At 70.7% G+C, this 16,802-nt stretch carries 18 protein-coding genes; 9 read left to right on the top strand and 9 right to left on the bottom strand.

Annotated features, from left to right (window positions below):
- The first annotated feature begins 36 nt into the window (after nt 1-36).
- Nucleotides 37-450 (top strand): DUF3151 domain-containing protein, encoded by a 414-nt coding sequence (locus U8D42_RS19425; RefSeq protein ID WP_322858556.1) that lies wholly within the window; start codon nt 37-39, stop codon nt 448-450.
- Here U8D42_RS19425 and U8D42_RS19420 read toward each other — a convergent pair.
- The 3 genes from U8D42_RS19420 to U8D42_RS19410 are packed head-to-tail and all read right to left on the bottom strand — an operon-like array spanning nt 447 to nt 2,811.
- Nucleotides 447-1,343 (bottom strand): cation diffusion facilitator family transporter, encoded by an 897-nt coding sequence (locus U8D42_RS19420; protein ID WP_322858557.1) that lies wholly within the window; start codon nt 1,341-1,343, stop codon nt 447-449. The two genes, U8D42_RS19425 and U8D42_RS19420, sit on opposite strands and share 4 nt — an antisense overlap.
- A gap of 40 nt (nt 1,344-1,383) precedes the next feature.
- Nucleotides 1,384-2,157 carry a site-2 protease family protein gene (locus U8D42_RS19415; protein WP_085240707.1) on the bottom strand — a complete coding sequence of 258 codons (774 nt, stop codon included), beginning with the start codon at nt 2,155-2,157 and terminating at the stop codon, nt 1,384-1,386.
- 9 nt (nt 2,158-2,166) lie between these two features.
- Entirely contained in the window at nt 2,167-2,811 is a 645-nt protein-coding gene (locus tag U8D42_RS19410) for a peptidase M50 (protein ID WP_431523793.1), read from the bottom strand.
- Nucleotides 2,812-3,141: 330 nt separating this feature from the next.
- Here U8D42_RS19410 and U8D42_RS19405 point away from each other — a divergent pair, with 330 nt between their 5' ends.
- The 6 genes from U8D42_RS19405 (at nt 3,142) to U8D42_RS19380 (ending at nt 9,157) form a co-directional block, all read left to right on the top strand.
- Entirely contained in the window at nt 3,142-4,020 is an 879-nt protein-coding gene (locus tag U8D42_RS19405; RefSeq protein WP_431523883.1) for a histidine phosphatase family protein, read from the top strand.
- A 255-nt stretch (nt 4,021-4,275) separates the two neighbouring features.
- Nucleotides 4,276-5,574: an adenylosuccinate synthase gene (locus U8D42_RS19400; protein ID WP_090420120.1), complete on the top strand. Its 1,299-nt coding sequence runs from the start codon at nt 4,276-4,278 to the stop codon at nt 5,572-5,574.
- Nucleotides 5,571-6,209 (top strand): PaaI family thioesterase, encoded by a 639-nt coding sequence (locus U8D42_RS19395; RefSeq protein ID WP_085240711.1) that lies wholly within the window; start codon nt 5,571-5,573, stop codon nt 6,207-6,209. The genes U8D42_RS19400 and U8D42_RS19395 overlap by 4 nt, the downstream gene beginning before the upstream one ends.
- 44 nt (nt 6,210-6,253) lie before the next feature.
- Nucleotides 6,254-7,468, top strand: a complete 1,215-nt coding sequence (gene purT, locus U8D42_RS19390) for a formate-dependent phosphoribosylglycinamide formyltransferase (protein ID WP_322858559.1) — start codon at nt 6,254-6,256, stop codon at nt 7,466-7,468.
- Nucleotides 7,469-7,508: 40 nt separating this feature from the next.
- Nucleotides 7,509-7,934, top strand: coding sequence for a rhodanese-like domain-containing protein (locus U8D42_RS19385; protein ID WP_085240713.1), 426 nt, complete (start codon nt 7,509-7,511; stop codon nt 7,932-7,934).
- Nucleotides 7,931-9,157, top strand: coding sequence for an O-succinylhomoserine sulfhydrylase (locus tag U8D42_RS19380; protein ID WP_322858560.1), 1,227 nt, complete (start codon nt 7,931-7,933; stop codon nt 9,155-9,157). The genes U8D42_RS19385 and U8D42_RS19380 overlap by 4 nt, the downstream gene beginning before the upstream one ends.
- Here the strand turns inward: U8D42_RS19380 and U8D42_RS19375 are convergent.
- From U8D42_RS19375 to U8D42_RS19350, 6 genes are all read right to left on the bottom strand, one after another.
- Nucleotides 9,154-10,533 (bottom strand): NAD(P)/FAD-dependent oxidoreductase, encoded by a 1,380-nt coding sequence (locus U8D42_RS19375; RefSeq protein WP_085240715.1) that lies wholly within the window; start codon nt 10,531-10,533, stop codon nt 9,154-9,156. The genes U8D42_RS19380 and U8D42_RS19375 overlap by 4 nt on opposite strands.
- Before the next feature lie 462 nt (nt 10,534-10,995).
- Nucleotides 10,996-11,613, bottom strand: a complete 618-nt coding sequence (locus U8D42_RS19370; protein ID WP_322858561.1) for a hypothetical protein — start codon at nt 11,611-11,613, stop codon at nt 10,996-10,998.
- Complete coding sequence (locus U8D42_RS19365) at nt 11,610-12,281, bottom strand: TetR/AcrR family transcriptional regulator (RefSeq protein ID WP_322858562.1); 672 nt, start codon at nt 12,279-12,281, stop codon at nt 11,610-11,612. The genes U8D42_RS19370 and U8D42_RS19365 overlap by 4 nt, the downstream gene beginning before the upstream one ends.
- Nucleotides 12,281-13,426 carry an acyl-CoA dehydrogenase family protein gene (locus U8D42_RS19360; protein WP_322858563.1) on the bottom strand — a complete coding sequence of 382 codons (1,146 nt, stop codon included), beginning with the start codon at nt 13,424-13,426 and terminating at the stop codon, nt 12,281-12,283. Before U8D42_RS19360 ends, U8D42_RS19365 begins: the two co-directional genes overlap by 1 nt.
- A gap of 11 nt (nt 13,427-13,437) precedes the next feature.
- Nucleotides 13,438-14,622, bottom strand: a complete 1,185-nt coding sequence (locus tag U8D42_RS19355; protein WP_322858564.1) for an acyl-CoA dehydrogenase family protein — start codon at nt 14,620-14,622, stop codon at nt 13,438-13,440.
- A 38-nt stretch (nt 14,623-14,660) separates the two neighbouring features.
- Entirely contained in the window at nt 14,661-15,407 is a 747-nt protein-coding gene (locus U8D42_RS19350; RefSeq protein ID WP_322858565.1) for an SDR family NAD(P)-dependent oxidoreductase, read from the bottom strand.
- Between the two features lie 68 nt (nt 15,408-15,475).
- Between U8D42_RS19350 and U8D42_RS19345 the strand changes: the two genes are divergently transcribed.
- Together U8D42_RS19345 and U8D42_RS19340 are read left to right on the top strand one after the other, a co-directional pair.
- Nucleotides 15,476-15,838, top strand: a complete 363-nt coding sequence (locus U8D42_RS19345) for a DUF3054 domain-containing protein (RefSeq protein WP_085240721.1) — start codon at nt 15,476-15,478, stop codon at nt 15,836-15,838.
- A 3-nt stretch (nt 15,839-15,841) separates the two neighbouring features.
- Nucleotides 15,842-16,705, top strand: coding sequence for an SAM-dependent methyltransferase (locus tag U8D42_RS19340; protein ID WP_322858566.1), 864 nt, complete (start codon nt 15,842-15,844; stop codon nt 16,703-16,705).
- Nucleotides 16,706-16,802: the final 97 nt, after the last annotated feature.

Genomic DNA, 16,802 nt, shown 5'->3' with positions numbered 1-16,802 from the left:
GCCCCGGGAAAAGGGGCGGCTGGGAGTATAAGAGCCATGACGCCGATGCGAGACCTTCTGGGACCCGAACCGACCCTGCTGCCGGGCGATCCCGACGCCGAGGCGGAACTGCTCGCCGGCGAGAAGCCCGGGATCGTCGCCGCCGCGCACCCGTCGGCGTCGGTGGCCTGGGCGGCGCTGGCCGAGCAGGCGCTGGCCGACGACCAGGCCATCACCGCTTACGCCTACGCCCGCACCGGCTATCACCGGGGCCTGGACCAGCTGCGGCGAAACGGCTGGAAGGGTTTCGGCCCGGTCCCGTATGTGCACGAGCCCAACCGCGGGTTCCTGCGCTGCGTGGCGGCGCTGGCCCGGGCCGCCGACACGATCGGCGAGTCCGACGAGTACCAGCGCTGCCTGGACCTGCTCGACGATTGCGACCCCGCGGCGCGCCCGGCGCTGGGGCTCTAGAAGGTCTCCGAACACCCCGTGTCGCCCGGGGTGTCGATCTGGACGGTGGCGTGTTCCAGCCCGCGGGCCGACAGCACCGCCCGGGCGTCCTGCAGCACCCGGGCGGAGTCGCCGTCGCTGCGCAGGTGCGCGGTGCACATGTCCTTGCCGGGCGACAGCGTCCAGACATGCAGGTCGTGCACCTCGGTCACGCCGTCGAGGGCGCCCAGCGCGGAGCGCAGCTCCTCGACGTCGATGTGGGTCGGTGACGATTCGGAGAGGATGCGCAACGCGTCGCGGGCCAGCGAGATCGCCCGCGGCAGCACCCACAGCGCGACGAGCACGGCGACCACCACGTCGGCGTAGGGCCAGTGCGTCGTCACGGTCACCACACCGGCGATCAGCACGCCCAGGCTGCCGACGCTGTCGGCGACCACCTCCATGTAGGCGCCCTTGACCGCCAGGCTCTGCCCCGAGTGGGACCGCAGCAGCAGCGCGACCACCAGGTTGGCCAGCAGCCCCGCCAGCGCGACCACGATCATCGGCACGCCGGGGATCGACGGCGTCTCCCGGAGCCGCTGGATCGCCTCCCAGAGGATGAACAGGGCGACGCCCATCAGCAGCCCCGCGTTGGCGACCGCGGTGAACACCTCGGCCCGGTGCCAGCCGTAGGTCCGCGACGGCGACGAGCTGCCCCGGCGGGCCAGCGTCACCGCGGCCAGGCCCATGAAGACGGCGACGACGTCGGTCAGCATGTGCCCGGCGTCGGCCAGCAGCGCGATGGAGTTGATCAGCAACGAGGTGGTCAGCTCCACCACGAAAAACGCCGCCAGTATCGCGGCGGCGGCGATCATGCGGGGAATCAGCCTGGACCCGTCGGTCTCGGCGGGACTGTGGTTGTGACCGGCACCCATGGCGTGCAATATATGCGGATCCACGCATATATGGCAAGGGTCAGATCCAGCGGCTCCAGAACCGGGTCAGCAGGTTGCCCGCGGACACCAGCCAGGGCTGGACCCCGGAGAACTCGAACAGCCAGAGCACCAGCTGGAAGAACCAGTGGCTGGCCGGCAACAGCAGGAACAGCACGATGACGAAGCCCCACTGTTTGGCCGGCGCCACCGCGCGCTGCGTCTCGGGGCTCAGGTGCGGTTCCAGGGCGTCGTAGCCGTCCAGGCCCGGGATGGGCAGCACGTTCAGCACCACCGCCGTCAGCTGCAGGAACCCCAGGAACGCCACCCCGGCCCACAGCACCTGGTGGAACGGGTCGTAGAACAGCCGCGTCAGCGCCAGCAGCAGCACCGCCAGCACCAGGTTGGCCGCCGGGCCCGCCAGGCTGACCATGGTGCGCCGGCGCGGCGTCATGAACCAGGTCCGCACGTACACCGCGGCGCCGGGCAGGCCGATCCCGCCCAGCGCGATGACCACCATCGGCAGCAGGAGCGACAGCGCCGGATGGCTGTAGCGGCGCGGATCCAGCGTCAGGTACCCGCGCACGGCGGCGTCGTGGTCGCCGAATCGCCAAGCGGTCACGGCGTGGCCGAATTCATGCAGGCACAGCGACACCAGCCAGCCGGCGATGACGAAGGTGAACACCCCGAAGTACGCCAGGGGCCGCACGGTGCTGCCCGCCAGCCACGCCAGCACGCCGCCGGTCGCCGTCAGGGCCAGCAGGGCCAGGAAGATGGGACTGGGGCGCACCGATTCACGCCGGGCGGGCAGGCTCACCGGTCGAAACTAGCGGACCGCCAACCAGCCTTCGACGTTGCGGTAGAACGACGACCGGCGCGCCGGGCGCGGCGCGGGCACGCCATCGCGCACCACGGTGACGCCGGTGCTGCCCAGCTGGACCGCGCGCCCGGCCACCCAGCGGCGCCAGCCCGTCGGCACGCGGGCGCGCAGGCCCGGCACGGCCAGCGTCGGCTCGATGTCGACGGCGGGGGCGTCGCCGTCGAACAACGTGGTGTCGTCGACGACCGCCTCGCCGTGCAGGAGCGGCCCCTGCGCGGGCACCCAGCCGGCCCGCCCGACGACCACCGACCCGGTCTCGTCGCGGACCAGGGTCACCCGCCGGGCGGCCCCCCGCCGGGCGCGCCGCGCCGCCTGCCGCCCGGCGGGCAGGCGGTAGACGCGGCTCGCTCGCGTGCGGCGGCGCGGCACGTAGGCCACCTCCACGTCGAGCCGGCCGGCGCGCAGCAGCCGGGTCAGCACGGTCGCCAGGTCGGCGTCGCCGCCGACCACCACCAGCCGTCGGTGCGGCCCGATCGCGGCGTCCACGTCGGCCACATCGACGACGCGGCGCAGGGGCGAACCGGTCAACGAGCGCGGCGCACGACGATCGCCGAACAGCAACACCGCTACGGCGCGATCTTCTTGCCTCACCCGTCATCCCATCAAAGCCGGATAGATACCCTTGTCACCCAACACTTCTCGGCTGCTGGGCGGCCAGACCGTTTGGGCGCGCCATGATCTCGTCGTCACGACACAGTCACAACATGGTTTCGGACTACGAAAGTTGTTGCGCCGCCGCACGGTAACAGCCGGATACTTTACTCCTGCCACGGGGTCAACGAATGGGTGGCCAACAGAACGGAGAACTGCCATTCGCCGCCTCATCGCCGTCTTCTCAACCGCGCGAGCCGCGCCGCCCGTCTCCGGTACCGGCCCCACGCGCGTCCATTGTTGACCAAGCAACTCCGCCGTGTTGGCGCGGTGGCGCTTTCGGCTGTCCTGCTGTGCGTCGGGCCGGCGACGGCCTCGGCCGACGAATCGATCGTGATCGACCTGGTGCGCCATGGGCAGTCGGAGGCCAACGCGGCGCGCGTGATCGACACGGCGGTGCCCGGAACGCTACTCACTGCGCTCGGCCAGCAGCAGGCGCAGAACGTCGGCAACGTGCTCGCCGCCCAGGCCCCGTTCGCCGGGATCTTCGCGTCGCAGTTGATCAGGACGCAGCAGACCGCGGCGCCGCTGGCGGCCACGCTGGGGATGAACGTCCAGGCACTGCCCGGCCTCAACGAGATCGACGCCGGCATTTTCAACGGCCGACCGCAGTTCAGCCTCGCGGGGCTGGTATACCTGCTGGGCCCGGTGGCGTGGCTGCTGGGGCTGCGCATCGTGCCGATGCTGGCCCCGGGCTCCGCCGACACCAACGGGTTCGAATTCCACAACCGCTTCAACGGCGCGCTGCAAACGATGTACGGCAACGCGGTGACCGACGCGGGCCGCTTCAACGGCACCCTGCAGATGATGTACGGCAACGCCATGACGAACCCGGTCCGGACCGCGGGCGGCACGATCACCGAAGTGGCGTTCTCCAGCGAGTTCGCGATCGGTGTCGGGACGATGATGACCGTCAAGAACCCCGATCCGCTGCTCCTGCTCTTCGACCCGCTGCCCAACGCCGGCATCGTCGTGATCCAGGGCAACCCGCACGATGGCTGGAGGCTGGTCAGCTGGAACGGGAAACCGGTGTGGCCGGGCTGGGCCGCCAAGAGGACCGGCCGCGACCCCAGGCAGCCCCTGTGCCTGATGTTGGACGAGCCGACCGCCAGCGGGGTATGCGCGGCTAAACCGCCCGCGACGCCGTGAGCCGGGCCCGACCCGGGACACGAGTCGGGGTCAAACGGCCCTTGGCGCAGGTACGTCGCCACCCGACGTTTAGGATCGCCACGTGAGCGCGGCAAGCAAAGATGCCTCCAGCTACGCGCACGGTCCCGCAGTGGTCAACCGAGGCGCTGGTGCGGGTGGGCAGCTCGAGCCACCGGGTGATGCCGCAAACCGTTGCAGCGCCGCAAGATACGGCGCGTTGCCAGTCGAACCACAGTAAGCAGGCGGGAGCGAGTCATGCCGGCAATCGTCCTCATCGGCGCCCAATGGGGCGACGAGGGCAAAGGTAAGGCCACTGACCTGCTCGGTGGGCGCGTGCAGTGGGTGGTGCGCTATCAGGGGGGCAACAACGCCGGCCACACCGTCGTCCTGCCCAGCGGCGAGAACTTCGCGCTGCACCTGATCCCCTCGGGGGTGCTGACCCCCGGCGTCACCAACGTCATCGGCAACGGGGTGGTGGTCGACCCCGGGGTGCTGCTCGACGAGCTCAAGGGCCTCGAGGACCGCGGCGTGGACACCACCAAGCTGCTGATCTCCGCCGACGCCCACCTGCTGTTGCCCTACCACGTGGCCATCGACAAGGTCACCGAGCGCTACATGGGCAACAAGAAGATCGGCACCACCGGCCGCGGCATCGGGCCGTGCTACCAGGACAAGATCGCCCGCCAGGGCATCCGGGTCGCCGACGTGCTCGACCCCGAGCAGCTGACCCACAAGGTCGAGGCCGCACTCGAGCTGAAGAACCAGATCCTGGTCAAGATCTACAACCGCAAGGCGCTGGACCCGCAGCAGGTCGTCGAGTCCCTCCTGGAGCAGGCGGAGGGCTTCCGCCACCGCATCCGCGACACCCGGCGGCTGCTCAACGCCGCGCTCGAGACCGGCGAAACGGTGCTGCTGGAGGGTTCGCAGGGCACCCTGCTCGACGTCGACCACGGCACGTATCCCTATGTGACGTCGTCGAATCCGACCGCCGGCGGCGCCGCGGTCGGGTCGGGCATCGGCCCCACCCGCATCACCACCGTGCTCGGGATCCTCAAGGCCTACACCACCCGGGTGGGCTCCGGGCCGTTCCCCACCGAGCTGTTCGACGAGAACGGCGAATACCTGTCCAAGACCGGCGGCGAGTTCGGCGTCACCACCGGGCGGCGGCGCCGCTGCGGCTGGTTCGACGCCGTCGTCGCCCGCTACGCCACGCGGGTCAACGGCATCACCGACTTCTTCCTGACCAAGCTCGACGTGCTGTCCAGCCTGGAAACGGTCCCGATCTGCGTCGGTTACCGGATCGACGGCGAGCGCACCAACGACATGCCGATGACGCAGACCGACCTGCACCGCGCCGAGCCGATCTACGAGGAGCTGCCGGGCTGGTGGGAGGACATCTCGACGGCGCGCGAATTCGACGACCTGCCCGCCAAGGCGCGCGACTACGTGCTGCGGCTGGAAGAGCTTGCGGGCGCTCATGTTTCGTGCATCGGCGTCGGCCCGGGACGGGAACAGACGATCGTGCGCCGCGACGTCCTGGCGGCCCGCCCGTGACGGAGCCGGATCCCAAACAGCTCGATCCCGAATACGACCACCACGGCGGCTTTCCCGAATACGGACCGGCCAGCCCCGGCCCCGGATTCGGCCGCTTCGTCGCGGCCATGCGCGCGCTACAGGACCTCGCCGTGTCCGCCGACCCCGGCGACGATGTGTGGGACGACGCGGCCGACCGCGCCGCCGCCCTGGTGCGGCTGCTCACCCCGTTCGAGGCCGACGAGGGCAAGGCGCCGGCCGGGCGCACACCCGACCTGCCCGGCATGGGCAGCCTGTTGCTGCCGCCGTGGACGCTGACCCGCTACGCGCCGGACGGGGTCGAGATGACCGGGCACTTCAGCCGGTTTCACGTCGGCGGAAACCACGCCGTGCACGGCGGCGTGCTGCCGCTGCTGTTCGACCACATGTTCGGCATGATTTCGCACGCCGCGGGGCGGCCGATCAGCCGGACGGCCTTCCTGCACGTGGACTACCGCAAGGTCACCCCGATCGACGCGCCGCTGGTGGTGCGCGGCCGCGTCACGAGCACCGAGGGCCGCAAGGCGTTCGTGGCCGCGGAACTGCTCGACGGCGCCGACGCGGTCCTGGCCGAGGCAAACGGGCTGATGGTGCGGCTGCTGCCGGGTCAGCCCTAGCGCGCTCGGGCCTGCCACCCGCGCCGCCGACCTATCCTTGAGCGGTGACTGACGGCCCGACCCAAGGACAAGACGACAGGACGACGGTGCTCGCCGTGCCCCCGCAAGCCCCGGCCGACCGGGCCGCCGCCGGGCCCCGGGTGGTGTTGCTGGGTGCCGGTGAGCTCAGCCGGGAACTGGCGATCGCCCTGCGGCGCCTGGGCGCTCGGGTGATCGCCGTCGACGAGCGCGCGGACGCGCCCGCGCACGGGGTGGCCGATCAGGCGCTGGTGGTCCCGATGACCGGCGCCGACGAGCTGGCCGCCGCGGTCCGGGGGCTGCGGCCCGACGTCGTCGTCACCGCCACCGACGCGGTCGCGCCCCGGGCGCTCGAGGCCCTCGAGGACGCGCACACCCAGTTGGTGCCCAGCGCCCGCGCCGTGCGGCTCACCGGCGATCGCGAGGGCCTGCGCCGGCTGGCCGCCGACGAGCTGGGGCTGCCCACGGCGCCGTTCTGGTTCGTCGGCTCCGTCGCGGAACTCGAGGCGGTGGGCGCCCACGCCGGTTACCCGCTGCTGGTGCGCCCGGCGCATGCGGCCGCCGGGCGGGGGCAGTCGGTGGCGTCGGGGCCCGACGACATCGCGCCGGCCTGGCAGCGCGCCACTTCAGGCCCGGGCGAACAGCACCGCGTGCTGGCCGAAACCGTGGTCGAGGTCGAGTTCTACGTCACCTTGCTGGCGGTCCGCAGCGACGGGCCGCACGGGCCGGTGATCGAGTTCTGCTCGCCCATCGGCCATCGCGGCGGCCATGACGACGGGCTGGAGTCGTGGCAACCGCAGAAGATGAGCCCGGCGGCGATGGACGCCGCCAAGTCGATTGCCGCGCGCATCGTCAAGGCGCTCGGCGGGCGCGGCGTGTTCGCCGTCGAGTTGATGGTCAACGGCGACGAGGTGTACTTCGCCGACGTCGCGCCCGGCCCCGCCGACAGCGTCTGGGCGACGGTGCGCAGCCAGCGGCTGTCGGCGTTCGAGCTGCAGGCCCGCGCCGTCCTGGGCCTGCCGGTGGACACCATGATGATTTCGCCGGGCGCGGCGCACCGGGTGGAGCGCGCCGACGCTCCGGCGGCCGCGCTGGTCCGGGCGCTGAGCGTGCCGGAGAGCGACCTGCGCGTCGTCGGGCGGGGGTTCCAGGCGTTGGCGACGGCCCCCGAGGTGGCGGCGGCCCGCGACCGCGCCCGTGAGGTCGCCAGCCGGCTGGCCGCGCGCGACCCCGCGCACTGAGTTATCCCCCGGCGCGGTCACCTCGTTACGATTCGGGGTCATGAGCACAGAGCGCCCGGGCCCCTACGCCGGAGACATCACGCCCCAGCAGGCATGGCAGCTGCTCAGCGACAACCCCGATGCGGTGCTGGTCGACGTGCGCACCGACGCCGAATGGCGGTTCGTCGGCGTGCCCGACCTGTCCAGCCTGGGCCGCGAGGCGGTGTTCATCGAATGGAACACCTCCGACGGCAGGCTCAACGCCAACTTCACCGACGAGCTCCGCGACCGCGTCCCCGACACCGAGGCCGATCGGCCGGTGGTCTTCCTGTGCCGCTCGGGCAACCGCTCCATCGGCGCGGCCGAGGCCGCCACCCGGGCCGGCATCACCCCGGCCTACAACGTGCTGGAAGGGTTTGAAGGGCACGCGGCCGCCGCCGGAGAGTCCGGCTGGCGCGCCATCGGATTGCCCTGGAAGCAGCTGTGAGCTCGCCGCCGGGCGACCCCGTCCGCGCGGCCAAGGCGCTGCCCGACGGCGTGAGCCCGGCCACCATCGGCGTGCGCGGCGGGCTGCTGCGGTCGCAGTTCGACGAGACCGCCGAGGCGATGTTCTTGACGTCCGGCTACGTCTACTCCTCGGCGGCCGTCGCGGAGCGCTCGTTCACCGGCGAGCTGGACCACTTCGTGTACTCGCGGTACGGCAACCCGACCGTGACCATGTTCGAGGAGCGGCTGCGCCTCATCGAGGGCGCGCCCGCGGCGTTCGCCACCGCGAGCGGGATGGCGGCGGTGTTCACCTCGCTGGGCGCGCTGCTGGCCGCCGGGGACCGGCTGGTCGCCTCGCGCAGCCTGTTCGGGTCCTGCTTCGTGGTGTGCAGCGAGATCCTGCCGCGCTGGGGTGTCGAGACCGTCTTCGTCGACGGCGACGACCTGGCGCAGTGGGAGCGGGCGCTGTCCGTCCCCACCCAGGCCGTGTTCTTCGAGACCCCGTCGAACCCGATGCAGTCCCTGGTGGACATCGCCGCGGTGGTCGAGCTCGCGCACACCGCGGGGGCAAAGGTGGTGCTGGACAACGTCTTCGCCACGCCGCTGCTGCAGCAGGGCCTCCCGCTGGGCGTCGACGTGGTGGTGTACTCGGGCACCAAGCACATCGACGGTCAGGGCCGGGTGCTGGGCGGCGCGATCCTCGGCGACAAGGAGTACATCGACGGCCCGGTGCAGAAGCTGATGCGGCACACCGGACCGGCGATGAGCGCGTTCAACGCCTGGGTATTGGTGAAAGGCCTTGAGACGCTGGCCATCCGGGTCCAGCACAGCAATTCCTCGGCGCACCGCATCGCGGAATTCTTGGAGACCCATCCCGCGGTGAGTTGGGTGCGCTACCCGTATCTGCCGTCGCACCCGCAATACGACCTGGCCAAGCGCCAGATGTCCGGCGGCGGCACGGTGATCACCTTCGCGCTGGACTGCCCGGACGACAAGGCCAAACAGCGGGCCTTCGAGGTGCTGGACAAGCTGCGGCTGATCGACATCTCCAACAACCTGGGCGACGCCAAATCCCTTGTCACACATCCCGCCACCACCACCCACCGCGCGATGGGCCCGGAGGGTCGCGCGGCGATCGGCCTCGGCGACAACGTGGTCCGCATCTCCGTCGGGCTCGAGGGCACCGACGACCTGATCGCCGACCTCGACCGGGCGCTGAGCTAGCCGGCCTGCTTCTCGGCCGCTTCGATGCGTTCGGCCGCGGCCAGCGTGCCCTCCTGCGCTTGCCGCTCCACCCAGTCGACCACCGGGCGGGCGTACATCATCTGGCTGGTGATGGCCATCTGGCCGCGGCTGCGCCCCAAAAAGGAGATGCCCCAGGCGAACATCGCGGCGATGCGGTTGCGGTGGCCGATCAGGTAGTACAGGTGCAGCAGCAGCCACGCCAGCCAGGCGATGAAACCGCCGAACTCCAGCTTGCCGACCTTCGCGACGGCGCTGTACCGCGAGATGAGGGCCATGCTGCCCTTGTCGAAGTACTTGAACGGTTTGCGGTTGGCCGGGTCGTCGTGGCCCTTCACCGCGTCCTTGATCAGCGCGCTGACGTAGTGCGCTCCCTGGATCGCGCCCTGGGCCATTCCCGGCACCCCGGGCACGGACATCAGGTCGCCGACGACGAACACGTAGGGGTGGCCCTTGACGGTGAGGTCCGGCTCGACGATCACCCGCCCGGCGCGGTCGGTCTCGGTGCCGTCGGACTGCTCGGCCAGCATCTTGCCCAGGCCGCTGGCCTGCACGCCGGCCGCCCACACCTTGCAGGCGCACTCGATGCGCCGCTCGGTGCCGTCGGAGTCCTTGACCGTGATGCCCATGTAGTCCACCGCGGTCACCATCGCGTTGAGCTGGATCTCGACGTCCATCTTCTCCAGCCGGCGTTGCGCCTTGAGGCCCAGGTTCTCGCCCATCGGCGGCAACACCGCCGGCGCCGCGTCGAGCAGGATGACCCGGCATTCGCTGGGAGTGATGGTCCGGAACGCCCCGGCCAGGGTGCGCTCGGCGAGCTGGACGATCTCGCCGGCCAGCTCGACGCCCGTCGGCCCGGCGCCCACGACGACGAACGTCAGCCGGCGCCGCCGTTCCTCGGGGTCGGTGGCGACCTCGGCGGCCTCGAACGCGCCGAGGATGCGGGCCCGCAGCTCGAGGGCGTCGTCGACGCTCTTCATGCCGGGCGCAAAGGCGGCGTACTGGTCGTTGCCGAAGTAGGACTGCTGGGCGCCGGCGGCCACGATGAGGCTGTCGAACGGCGTCACCGTCTCCATGCCCATCAGGTGCGACGTCACGGTCTTGGCGGTCAGGTCGATGTCGGTGACCTCCCCCCACAGCACCCGGACGTTCTTCTGCCGACGCAGGATCAGCCGGGTGGTCGGGGCGATGTCGCCTTCGGACAGGATGCCGGTGGCGACCTGGTACAACAACGGCTGGAACAGGTGGGTCGTGGTCTTCGAGACCAGGGTGACGTCGACGTCGGCGCGTTTCAGTGCCTTCGCGGCGTTCAGGCCACCGAACCCACTTCCGATGATGACGACGCGATGACGAGACATGCTCACCCCTTATTGGCCGTGTCGTTCTGGACGCAGAATGTATGTCCACCGTACGACTTCGACCGGGGGAACGTCACGGCGCGACCCCGATCGGCCCAAGGGTCGACAGAACCGGCTGTCGCACAGGACAATCCGGCACCAAGCCGCCACCCTGAATTATTGGCAGGTCAAGGACGGCCCGCAATTAACCGTTACCGGCGCCGTACAACCCGAAGCCGCGCATACGGTGAAGCCGAGCATCGCTGCGAGAAGAATTTTTCCGGTGAATCTTGACACGACACCACCCGTTCTGAGAGGCCAATTTCATTGGCTACCTGATTGCCCGATGGCGGAAGTGTACGTTGTGATTCCCGTTGCGCGAACGGATTTCGAAAAACGGCGCCCGCCCGCGCCGCGTCATCGTCGGCGGCCAGCGCACAGTGGACCAATTGGCCACGTGCGCAATGAGTTTCGCGCTGGGCGCTAGAACGGCCATCCGTTGGAATTGTCCTTGAATTTGTCGTTGACGGCGGTGCAGAAGTCGTCGGCGGTGCCGGCCAGCAGGACGTAGTAGGTCTCGCCGCGGCGGCTCTCGTAGGTGTTGGGGGTGCTCCAGCCGCTGTTGCAGAGCGAACTCTGCGTGCCGACCGTGGCCCTGCGCCAGTTGGTCTTGACGCAGCCCACCAGCCCGTCGACGTTGGGTGTCGCGCTCTTGGCGGCGACCACCATCACGCCTCCCCATTGCCCGTCGCTGCGCCGATAGGCGCGCGCCCCGAACCCGGCATTGTTGGTCTGGCAGGCCAGCGCCCGGCGCATGAGCGAGAAGGGCGCGGCCAGTTGCTGATTGGCGGTGCCGGCGGCCGCAGTGACGAATTGGGCCGCGTCCGACCCGTCGACCTCCTGCACGTTGGGGGTGCCGAAGCTGAACAGCTGCGCCGCGATGCCGGCGTTGCTGCCGCCGCCGATGATCGGCCCGCCGCCGGTCGACGTCATCGGGGGCAGCGCGGCGGTGGGGTCGGCGCCGGCCGGGGGCACGATGGCCGCGGCAGCCAGGGCCAACGCCGCGATGATGCCGCCGATCCGGTGCGCGGTGCCTGTCATGCCTCCCATTCCAGCACGTGCGCGTACTCGGCGCGACGGTCTTCGCGCACCAAGGAGTCCAGCACGTGGCGGGTCTGCAGCCGGATGTACTGCTCGCAGGTGTAGGCCGGCCCGAAATGCCAGTGCTTGAGCGCCCAGCCGTGGGCCAGCAGCATGATGTCGACCACGGTGAGGTCGATGTCGACGTCGCGGAAGACGCCCAGGCCGATGCCGGCCTGGATGACCGCGCGCAGCGGTGCGGCGGTGGCGATTTCGAGTTCCTTGATCCGCGCCCGGTCGGTGGGCGCCAGCGTCCGGCTCTCCCGATAGGTCAGCACCACCCCGTCGAGGTTCTCGTCCACGATCTCGATGTAGCGGCGGATGCCGGCGGCCAGCTGGTCCACCACGTCGTCGCCGGCGGCGGCCATGACCGGCGCCAGTTGGTCGCGAAACACGTCGAGGATCCGCACGATCGTGGCGAGCAGCAGGTCCTCCTTGCCGCCGAAGTAGGTGTAGATGAGGCCGACGCTGACCTTGGCCTCGGCGGCCAGGTCCTGCATGGACATCTGGTGGAAGCCGTGCGTTCCCATGACCTTGACCGCGGCGTCGAGCAGCTGGCGCCGGCGCGCGGTGGCCCGGGCCGCGCGGACCGCCTCATGTACCGGGAGCTCGCCGTAATCGAGGGCCATCAGATGCCCAGGTCCTTGGCGATGATCGTCTTCATGATTTCGTTGGTGCCGCCGTAGATGGTCTGGATGCGGGCGTCGACGAAGGCGCGCGCGACGGCGTACTCGCGCATGTAGCCGTAGCCGCCGTGCAGTTGCAGGCAGCGGTCGGCGGTCCGCACCTGCAGGTCGGTGGTCCACCACTTCAGTCGCGCGGCCCGCGCGGCCGTCAGCTCGCCGGCCAGGTGCTGGGCCAAACAGTCGTCGAGATACGTTCGGGCGACGTCGATTTCGGTCGCCACCTCGGCGAGCACGAACTGGCTGTGCTGAAACCCGCCGATGGGCGCCCCGAAGGCGGTGCGCTCGCGCACGTAGTCCAGCGTTTCAGCCAGGATGGCCTCGGCGGCGGCGACCGCCCCCACCCCCAGCGCGAGCCGCTCCTGCGGCAGGTTCTGCATCAGCTGGTAGAAGCCCCTGCCCTCCTCGCCGAGCAGGTTGGCCGCCGGCACCCGCAGGTCGGTGAAAGTCAGCTCGCTGGTGTCCTGGGCGTGCAGGCCGATCTTCTCCAGGTTGCGGCCCCGGGCGAATCCCGGGGTGTCCGCGTCGATGACCAGCAGCGACAGCCCGTGGTGCCGATCGGGTGACGTCCGCACCGCGACGACGAACAGGTCGCCGCACTGGCCGTTGGAGATGAATGTCTTGGCGCCGTTGACCACGTAGTGGTCCCCGTCCCGGACCGCCGCGGTGCGGATCCCGGCCAGGTCGCTGCCGGTGCCGGGCTCGGTCATGGCGATGCCCAGCACCGTCTCGCCGGTCACCACGCCGGGCAGCCAGCGCCGTTGCTGCTCGGGCGTGGTCAGGTCGGTGAGATAGGGCAGCACCACGTCGTTTTGCAGCGTGAACGCGATGGCCTCGGCCGCCGCTCCCGCCCGCTGCAACTCGTCGATCAGGATCGCGTTATAGCGGAAGTCGCTGACCCCGGGGCCGCCGAGGTGCTCGGGGACCGAGAAGCCGAGCAGGCCGAGCCGGCCCGCCTCGACGAACAGGGAGCGGTCCCACTGGCCTTGCCGTTCGGCCCGCTCGTGCGCCGGGACCACCACCCGCCGCACGAAGTCGCGGACCAGCACCCGGAATTGCCGGTGCTCCGACGTGTATTCCAGGCGTGCCATGTCTTTCCCCTTTACCGGAAGGCATCGCTGCCGGTGAACGCCTGGCCGAGGACCAGCTGGTGCATCTCGGGCGTGCCCTCGTAGGTGAGCACCGACTCCAGGTTGACCATGTGCCGGATCACCGGGTACTCCAGCGATATCCCATTGCCGCCCAAAATGGTTCGAGCGGTGCGGCAGATCTTGATGGCCTCCCGGGTGTTGTTCAGCTTGCCGAAGCTCACCTGCTCGGGGCGCAGCCCCACGCTGTCCTTGAGGCGGCCGAGGTGCAGCGACAGCAGTTGGCCCTTGTGCAACTCCACCGCCATGTCGACGAGCTTGGCCTGGGTCAGCTGGAACCCGGCGATCGGGCGCCCGAACTGGGTGCGCTGGGTGGCGTAGTCGAGGGCGGCCTGCCAGGCCGACCGCGCCGCGCCCATCGAACCCCAGATGATCCCGTAACGCGCCTCGGACAGACACGACAACGGTCCCCGCAGCCCTCTCGCCCCGGGCAGCATCGCGTCGGCGGGCAGCCGCACGCCGTCGAGCACCAATTCGCTGGTGATCGAGGCCCGCAGCGACAGCTTGTGGTGAATGGTGTTGGCGGAGAAGCCCGGCGTCTTGGTGGGGACGACGAAGCCGCGGATCCCGTCGTCGGTGGCGGCCCACACGACCGCGACGTCGGCGACCGAGCCGTTGGTGATCCACAGTTTGCGGCCGTCCAGCACCCAATCCGAACCGTCGCGCCGCGCACGGGTTTTCATCGCGGCGGGGTCGGATCCCACGTCCGGCTCGGTCAGCCCGAAGCAGCCCAGCAGTTCGCCGGTGGCCATGGCCGGCAGCCACTCCTGCTTCTGTTCCTCGGACCCGAAATTCCAGATCGCGAACATCGCCAGCGAGCCCTGCACCGAGACCATCGAGCGCAGGCCGGAGTCGGCGGCCTCCAGCTCGACGCAGGCCAGGCCGTAGTGCACGGCGGAGGACCCGCCGCAGCCGTAGCCCTCCAGGTGCATGCCGAGCAGCCCGAGCTGGCCGAAACCCTTGGCCAGTTCCCGGACCGGGAGGTCGCCGATCTCGAACCACTCCGCGATGTGGGGCGCGACGTGCTCGGCGCAGAACCTTCGGACGGTGTCGCGCAGCGCGCGCTCGTCGTCCGACAGGGAGGCGTCCAGGCCCAGCGGGTCGTACCGGTCGAAGGCGGGAGGTTGGTGCGTGCTCATGGGTCTCAGCCTGCCACCACCGCGCCTTCGGCCGGCCCTCAACCAGCCATCGTCAGGCCGCCGCTGACGCTGATCACCTGTCCGGTGATGAACGACGCGGCGGGCGAGGCGAAGAACAGGACGGGCGCCGCGACCTCCTCGGGCCGGGCCAGCCGGCGAAACGGGATGGCCTTGACCAGCGCCTCTTTCAGCTTCTCCGGCTGGGCGTGGAACAGCGGTGTGTCCGTCGGGCCGGGACACACGCAGTTGACCGTGATCCGGTAGCGGGCCATCTCCCGGGCCAGCGACTTGGTCAGCGCGATCACCCCGCCCTTGGCGCCCGCGTAGATGGATTCCCCGGCGCTGCCGACGCGGCCCGCATCGCTGGCCAGGTTGACCACGCGCCCGCCGCCGTGGGTTTCGATCATCCCCGGCAGGAACGCGGCGCAGACGTGCACCGGCCCCAAATAGTTGATCGCGACCACCTTCGCCGCGAATTCCGGTGTGGCATTGAGGAATTGATCGGTGCGGTCCCAGCCGGCGGCGTTGACCACGATGTCGGGGACCCCGGCCTGGGCGTGGGTGGCGTCCCGCAGGGCGTCGACCCGGGCGGGGTCGGCGACATCGACCGGCAGCGCGGTGACCAGCTCGGGGCGCTGTCCGGCGGTGGCCGCCGCGGCGGCCTCGTCCAGGTCGGCGGCGATCACCCGGTCGCCTTGTGCGGCGAACGCCAGCGCTATCGCCCTGCCGATGCCCGAACCGGCACCGGTCACGAGGGCCAGGCGCCCCGGTGAATGCGCATTCATTGCCGACGAATCTAAGTTCAGCGTGGCGGTGGGGTCAAGGCCGGCGCCCGCCCCGGTAGTCTCGCGACATGCGGCGGCTGGTGTGGCTGGGCCTGGACGTCATCGGTGTGGTGGTCTTCTGCGCGGTCGGCCGTCGCAGCCACGACGAGGGACTCAACGTCGCCGGCGTCGCCACCACCGCCTGGCCGTTTCTCACCGGAACCGTCGTCGGGTGGCTGGCGTCGCGCGCGTGGCGGCGCCCCACGGCGGTGGTGCCGACCGGGGTGGTGGTGTGGCTGTGCACCGTCGTCGTCGGCATGGTGTTGCGCAAGGTCACTTCCGCGGGCGTGGCGGCCAGCTTCGTGGTGGTGGCGGCGTCGGTCACCGCGTTGTTGTTGCTCGGCTGGCGCGCGCTCGCCGGGCTGGCCCTGCGGCGCCGGTCCGGCGTCTGACCCATGGCGGCGACGGTGGGCGTGGCGGCGACCGCGGCATTCGGTGCCGCGGCCCGGGCCGTCGCCACCAACAAGGGGCAGTTGAGCGATCCCTTCGCCGAGCCGTTGCTGCGCGCCGCCGGCGTCGACCGCCTCGTCCGGGTGGTCGACGACGACCGGTTCGCCGCGGACGACACCGCCGGCCCGCGCTTCCTGGACGTCTGCGCGGCCTGGTGCCGGTCCGTCGACGAGTTCGCCGTCGAGGCCGGGAGGGCGGGCCTGCGCCAGGTGGTGATCCTGGCGGCGGGGCTCGACACCCGGGCCTACCGGCTGTGGTGGCCGCCCGGCACGACCGTCTACGAGGTCGACCGGGCCGAGGCGCTCGACTTCAAGTCCGAGGTGCTGCGCGGGCTGGGTGCCGAGCCGACCGCGAGCCGGCGCGCCGTCGGCGTCGACCTGCACCGGGATTGGCCGGCCGCGCTGCTGCGGGTCGGTTTCGACGCCGCCGCGCCCACGGTGTGGATCGCCGAGCAGGTGCTGATCGGGTACCTGACGCCCGGCGTCCAGGACCGCGTGCTGCAGGGGGTCACCGCGATGAGCGCCGCGGGCAGCCGGTTGGCCGCCGACCACATGCCGACGTGGACGCCGTTGCAGCTGGAGGCGGAGAGGTCGTTCGTCGAGGGCTGGCACCGCCACGGGCTGGACGTCGACCTGGCCAGCCTCACCCATGCCGGGCAGTACCACTACGTCCCCGACTATCTGGCCGCCCGCGGCTGGGAGACGGTGCAGCGCAACGTCGCCGGCCTGCTCGGCGGCATGGGGCTGCCGGGCAGGCAGGGCGGCGGCACCGAGTTCGTGCCGGAATACCTCACCGCGACGCGCTCCTAGTCGCGGCGCCGGCCCCGTTTAAGTTGGTTAACGTTTAATTAACTTAAATTCGTCGGCCCGATCCGTGAACCCCGTGCGGCCTACCGTCGTAACACGC

The organism is Mycobacterium europaeum (assembly GCF_034555895.2).
Lineage (GTDB): Bacteria > Actinomycetota > Actinomycetes > Mycobacteriales > Mycobacteriaceae > Mycobacterium > Mycobacterium europaeum.
This window is presented reverse-complemented; position numbering and strand designations above follow the sequence as displayed.

What these genes read in the sequence shown, in the direction of transcription:
- U8D42_RS19425 (WP_322858556.1), top strand. Translation starts at nt 37, where the DNA reads ATGACGCCGATGCGAGACCTTCTGGGACCCGAACCGACCCTGCTGCCG.
- U8D42_RS19420 (WP_322858557.1), bottom strand. Translation starts at nt 1,343, where the DNA reads ATGGGTGCCGGTCACAACCACAGTCCCGCCGAGACCGACGGGTCCAGG.
- U8D42_RS19400 (WP_090420120.1), top strand. Translation starts at nt 4,276, where the DNA reads ATGCCGGCAATCGTCCTCATCGGCGCCCAATGGGGCGACGAGGGCAAA.
- U8D42_RS19385 (WP_085240713.1), top strand. Translation starts at nt 7,509, where the DNA reads ATGAGCACAGAGCGCCCGGGCCCCTACGCCGGAGACATCACGCCCCAG.
- U8D42_RS19375 (WP_085240715.1), bottom strand. Translation starts at nt 10,533, where the DNA reads ATGTCTCGTCATCGCGTCGTCATCATCGGAAGTGGGTTCGGTGGCCTG.
- U8D42_RS19370 (WP_322858561.1), bottom strand. Translation starts at nt 11,613, where the DNA reads ATGACAGGCACCGCGCACCGGATCGGCGGCATCATCGCGGCGTTGGCC.
- U8D42_RS19365 (WP_322858562.1), bottom strand. Translation starts at nt 12,281, where the DNA reads ATGGCCCTCGATTACGGCGAGCTCCCGGTACATGAGGCGGTCCGCGCG.
- U8D42_RS19360 (WP_322858563.1), bottom strand. Translation starts at nt 13,426, where the DNA reads ATGGCACGCCTGGAATACACGTCGGAGCACCGGCAATTCCGGGTGCTG.
- U8D42_RS19355 (WP_322858564.1), bottom strand. Translation starts at nt 14,622, where the DNA reads ATGAGCACGCACCAACCTCCCGCCTTCGACCGGTACGACCCGCTGGGC.
- U8D42_RS19350 (WP_322858565.1), bottom strand. Translation starts at nt 15,407, where the DNA reads ATGAATGCGCATTCACCGGGGCGCCTGGCCCTCGTGACCGGTGCCGGT.
- U8D42_RS19345 (WP_085240721.1), top strand. Translation starts at nt 15,476, where the DNA reads ATGCGGCGGCTGGTGTGGCTGGGCCTGGACGTCATCGGTGTGGTGGTC.
- U8D42_RS19340 (WP_322858566.1), top strand. Translation starts at nt 15,842, where the DNA reads ATGGCGGCGACGGTGGGCGTGGCGGCGACCGCGGCATTCGGTGCCGCG.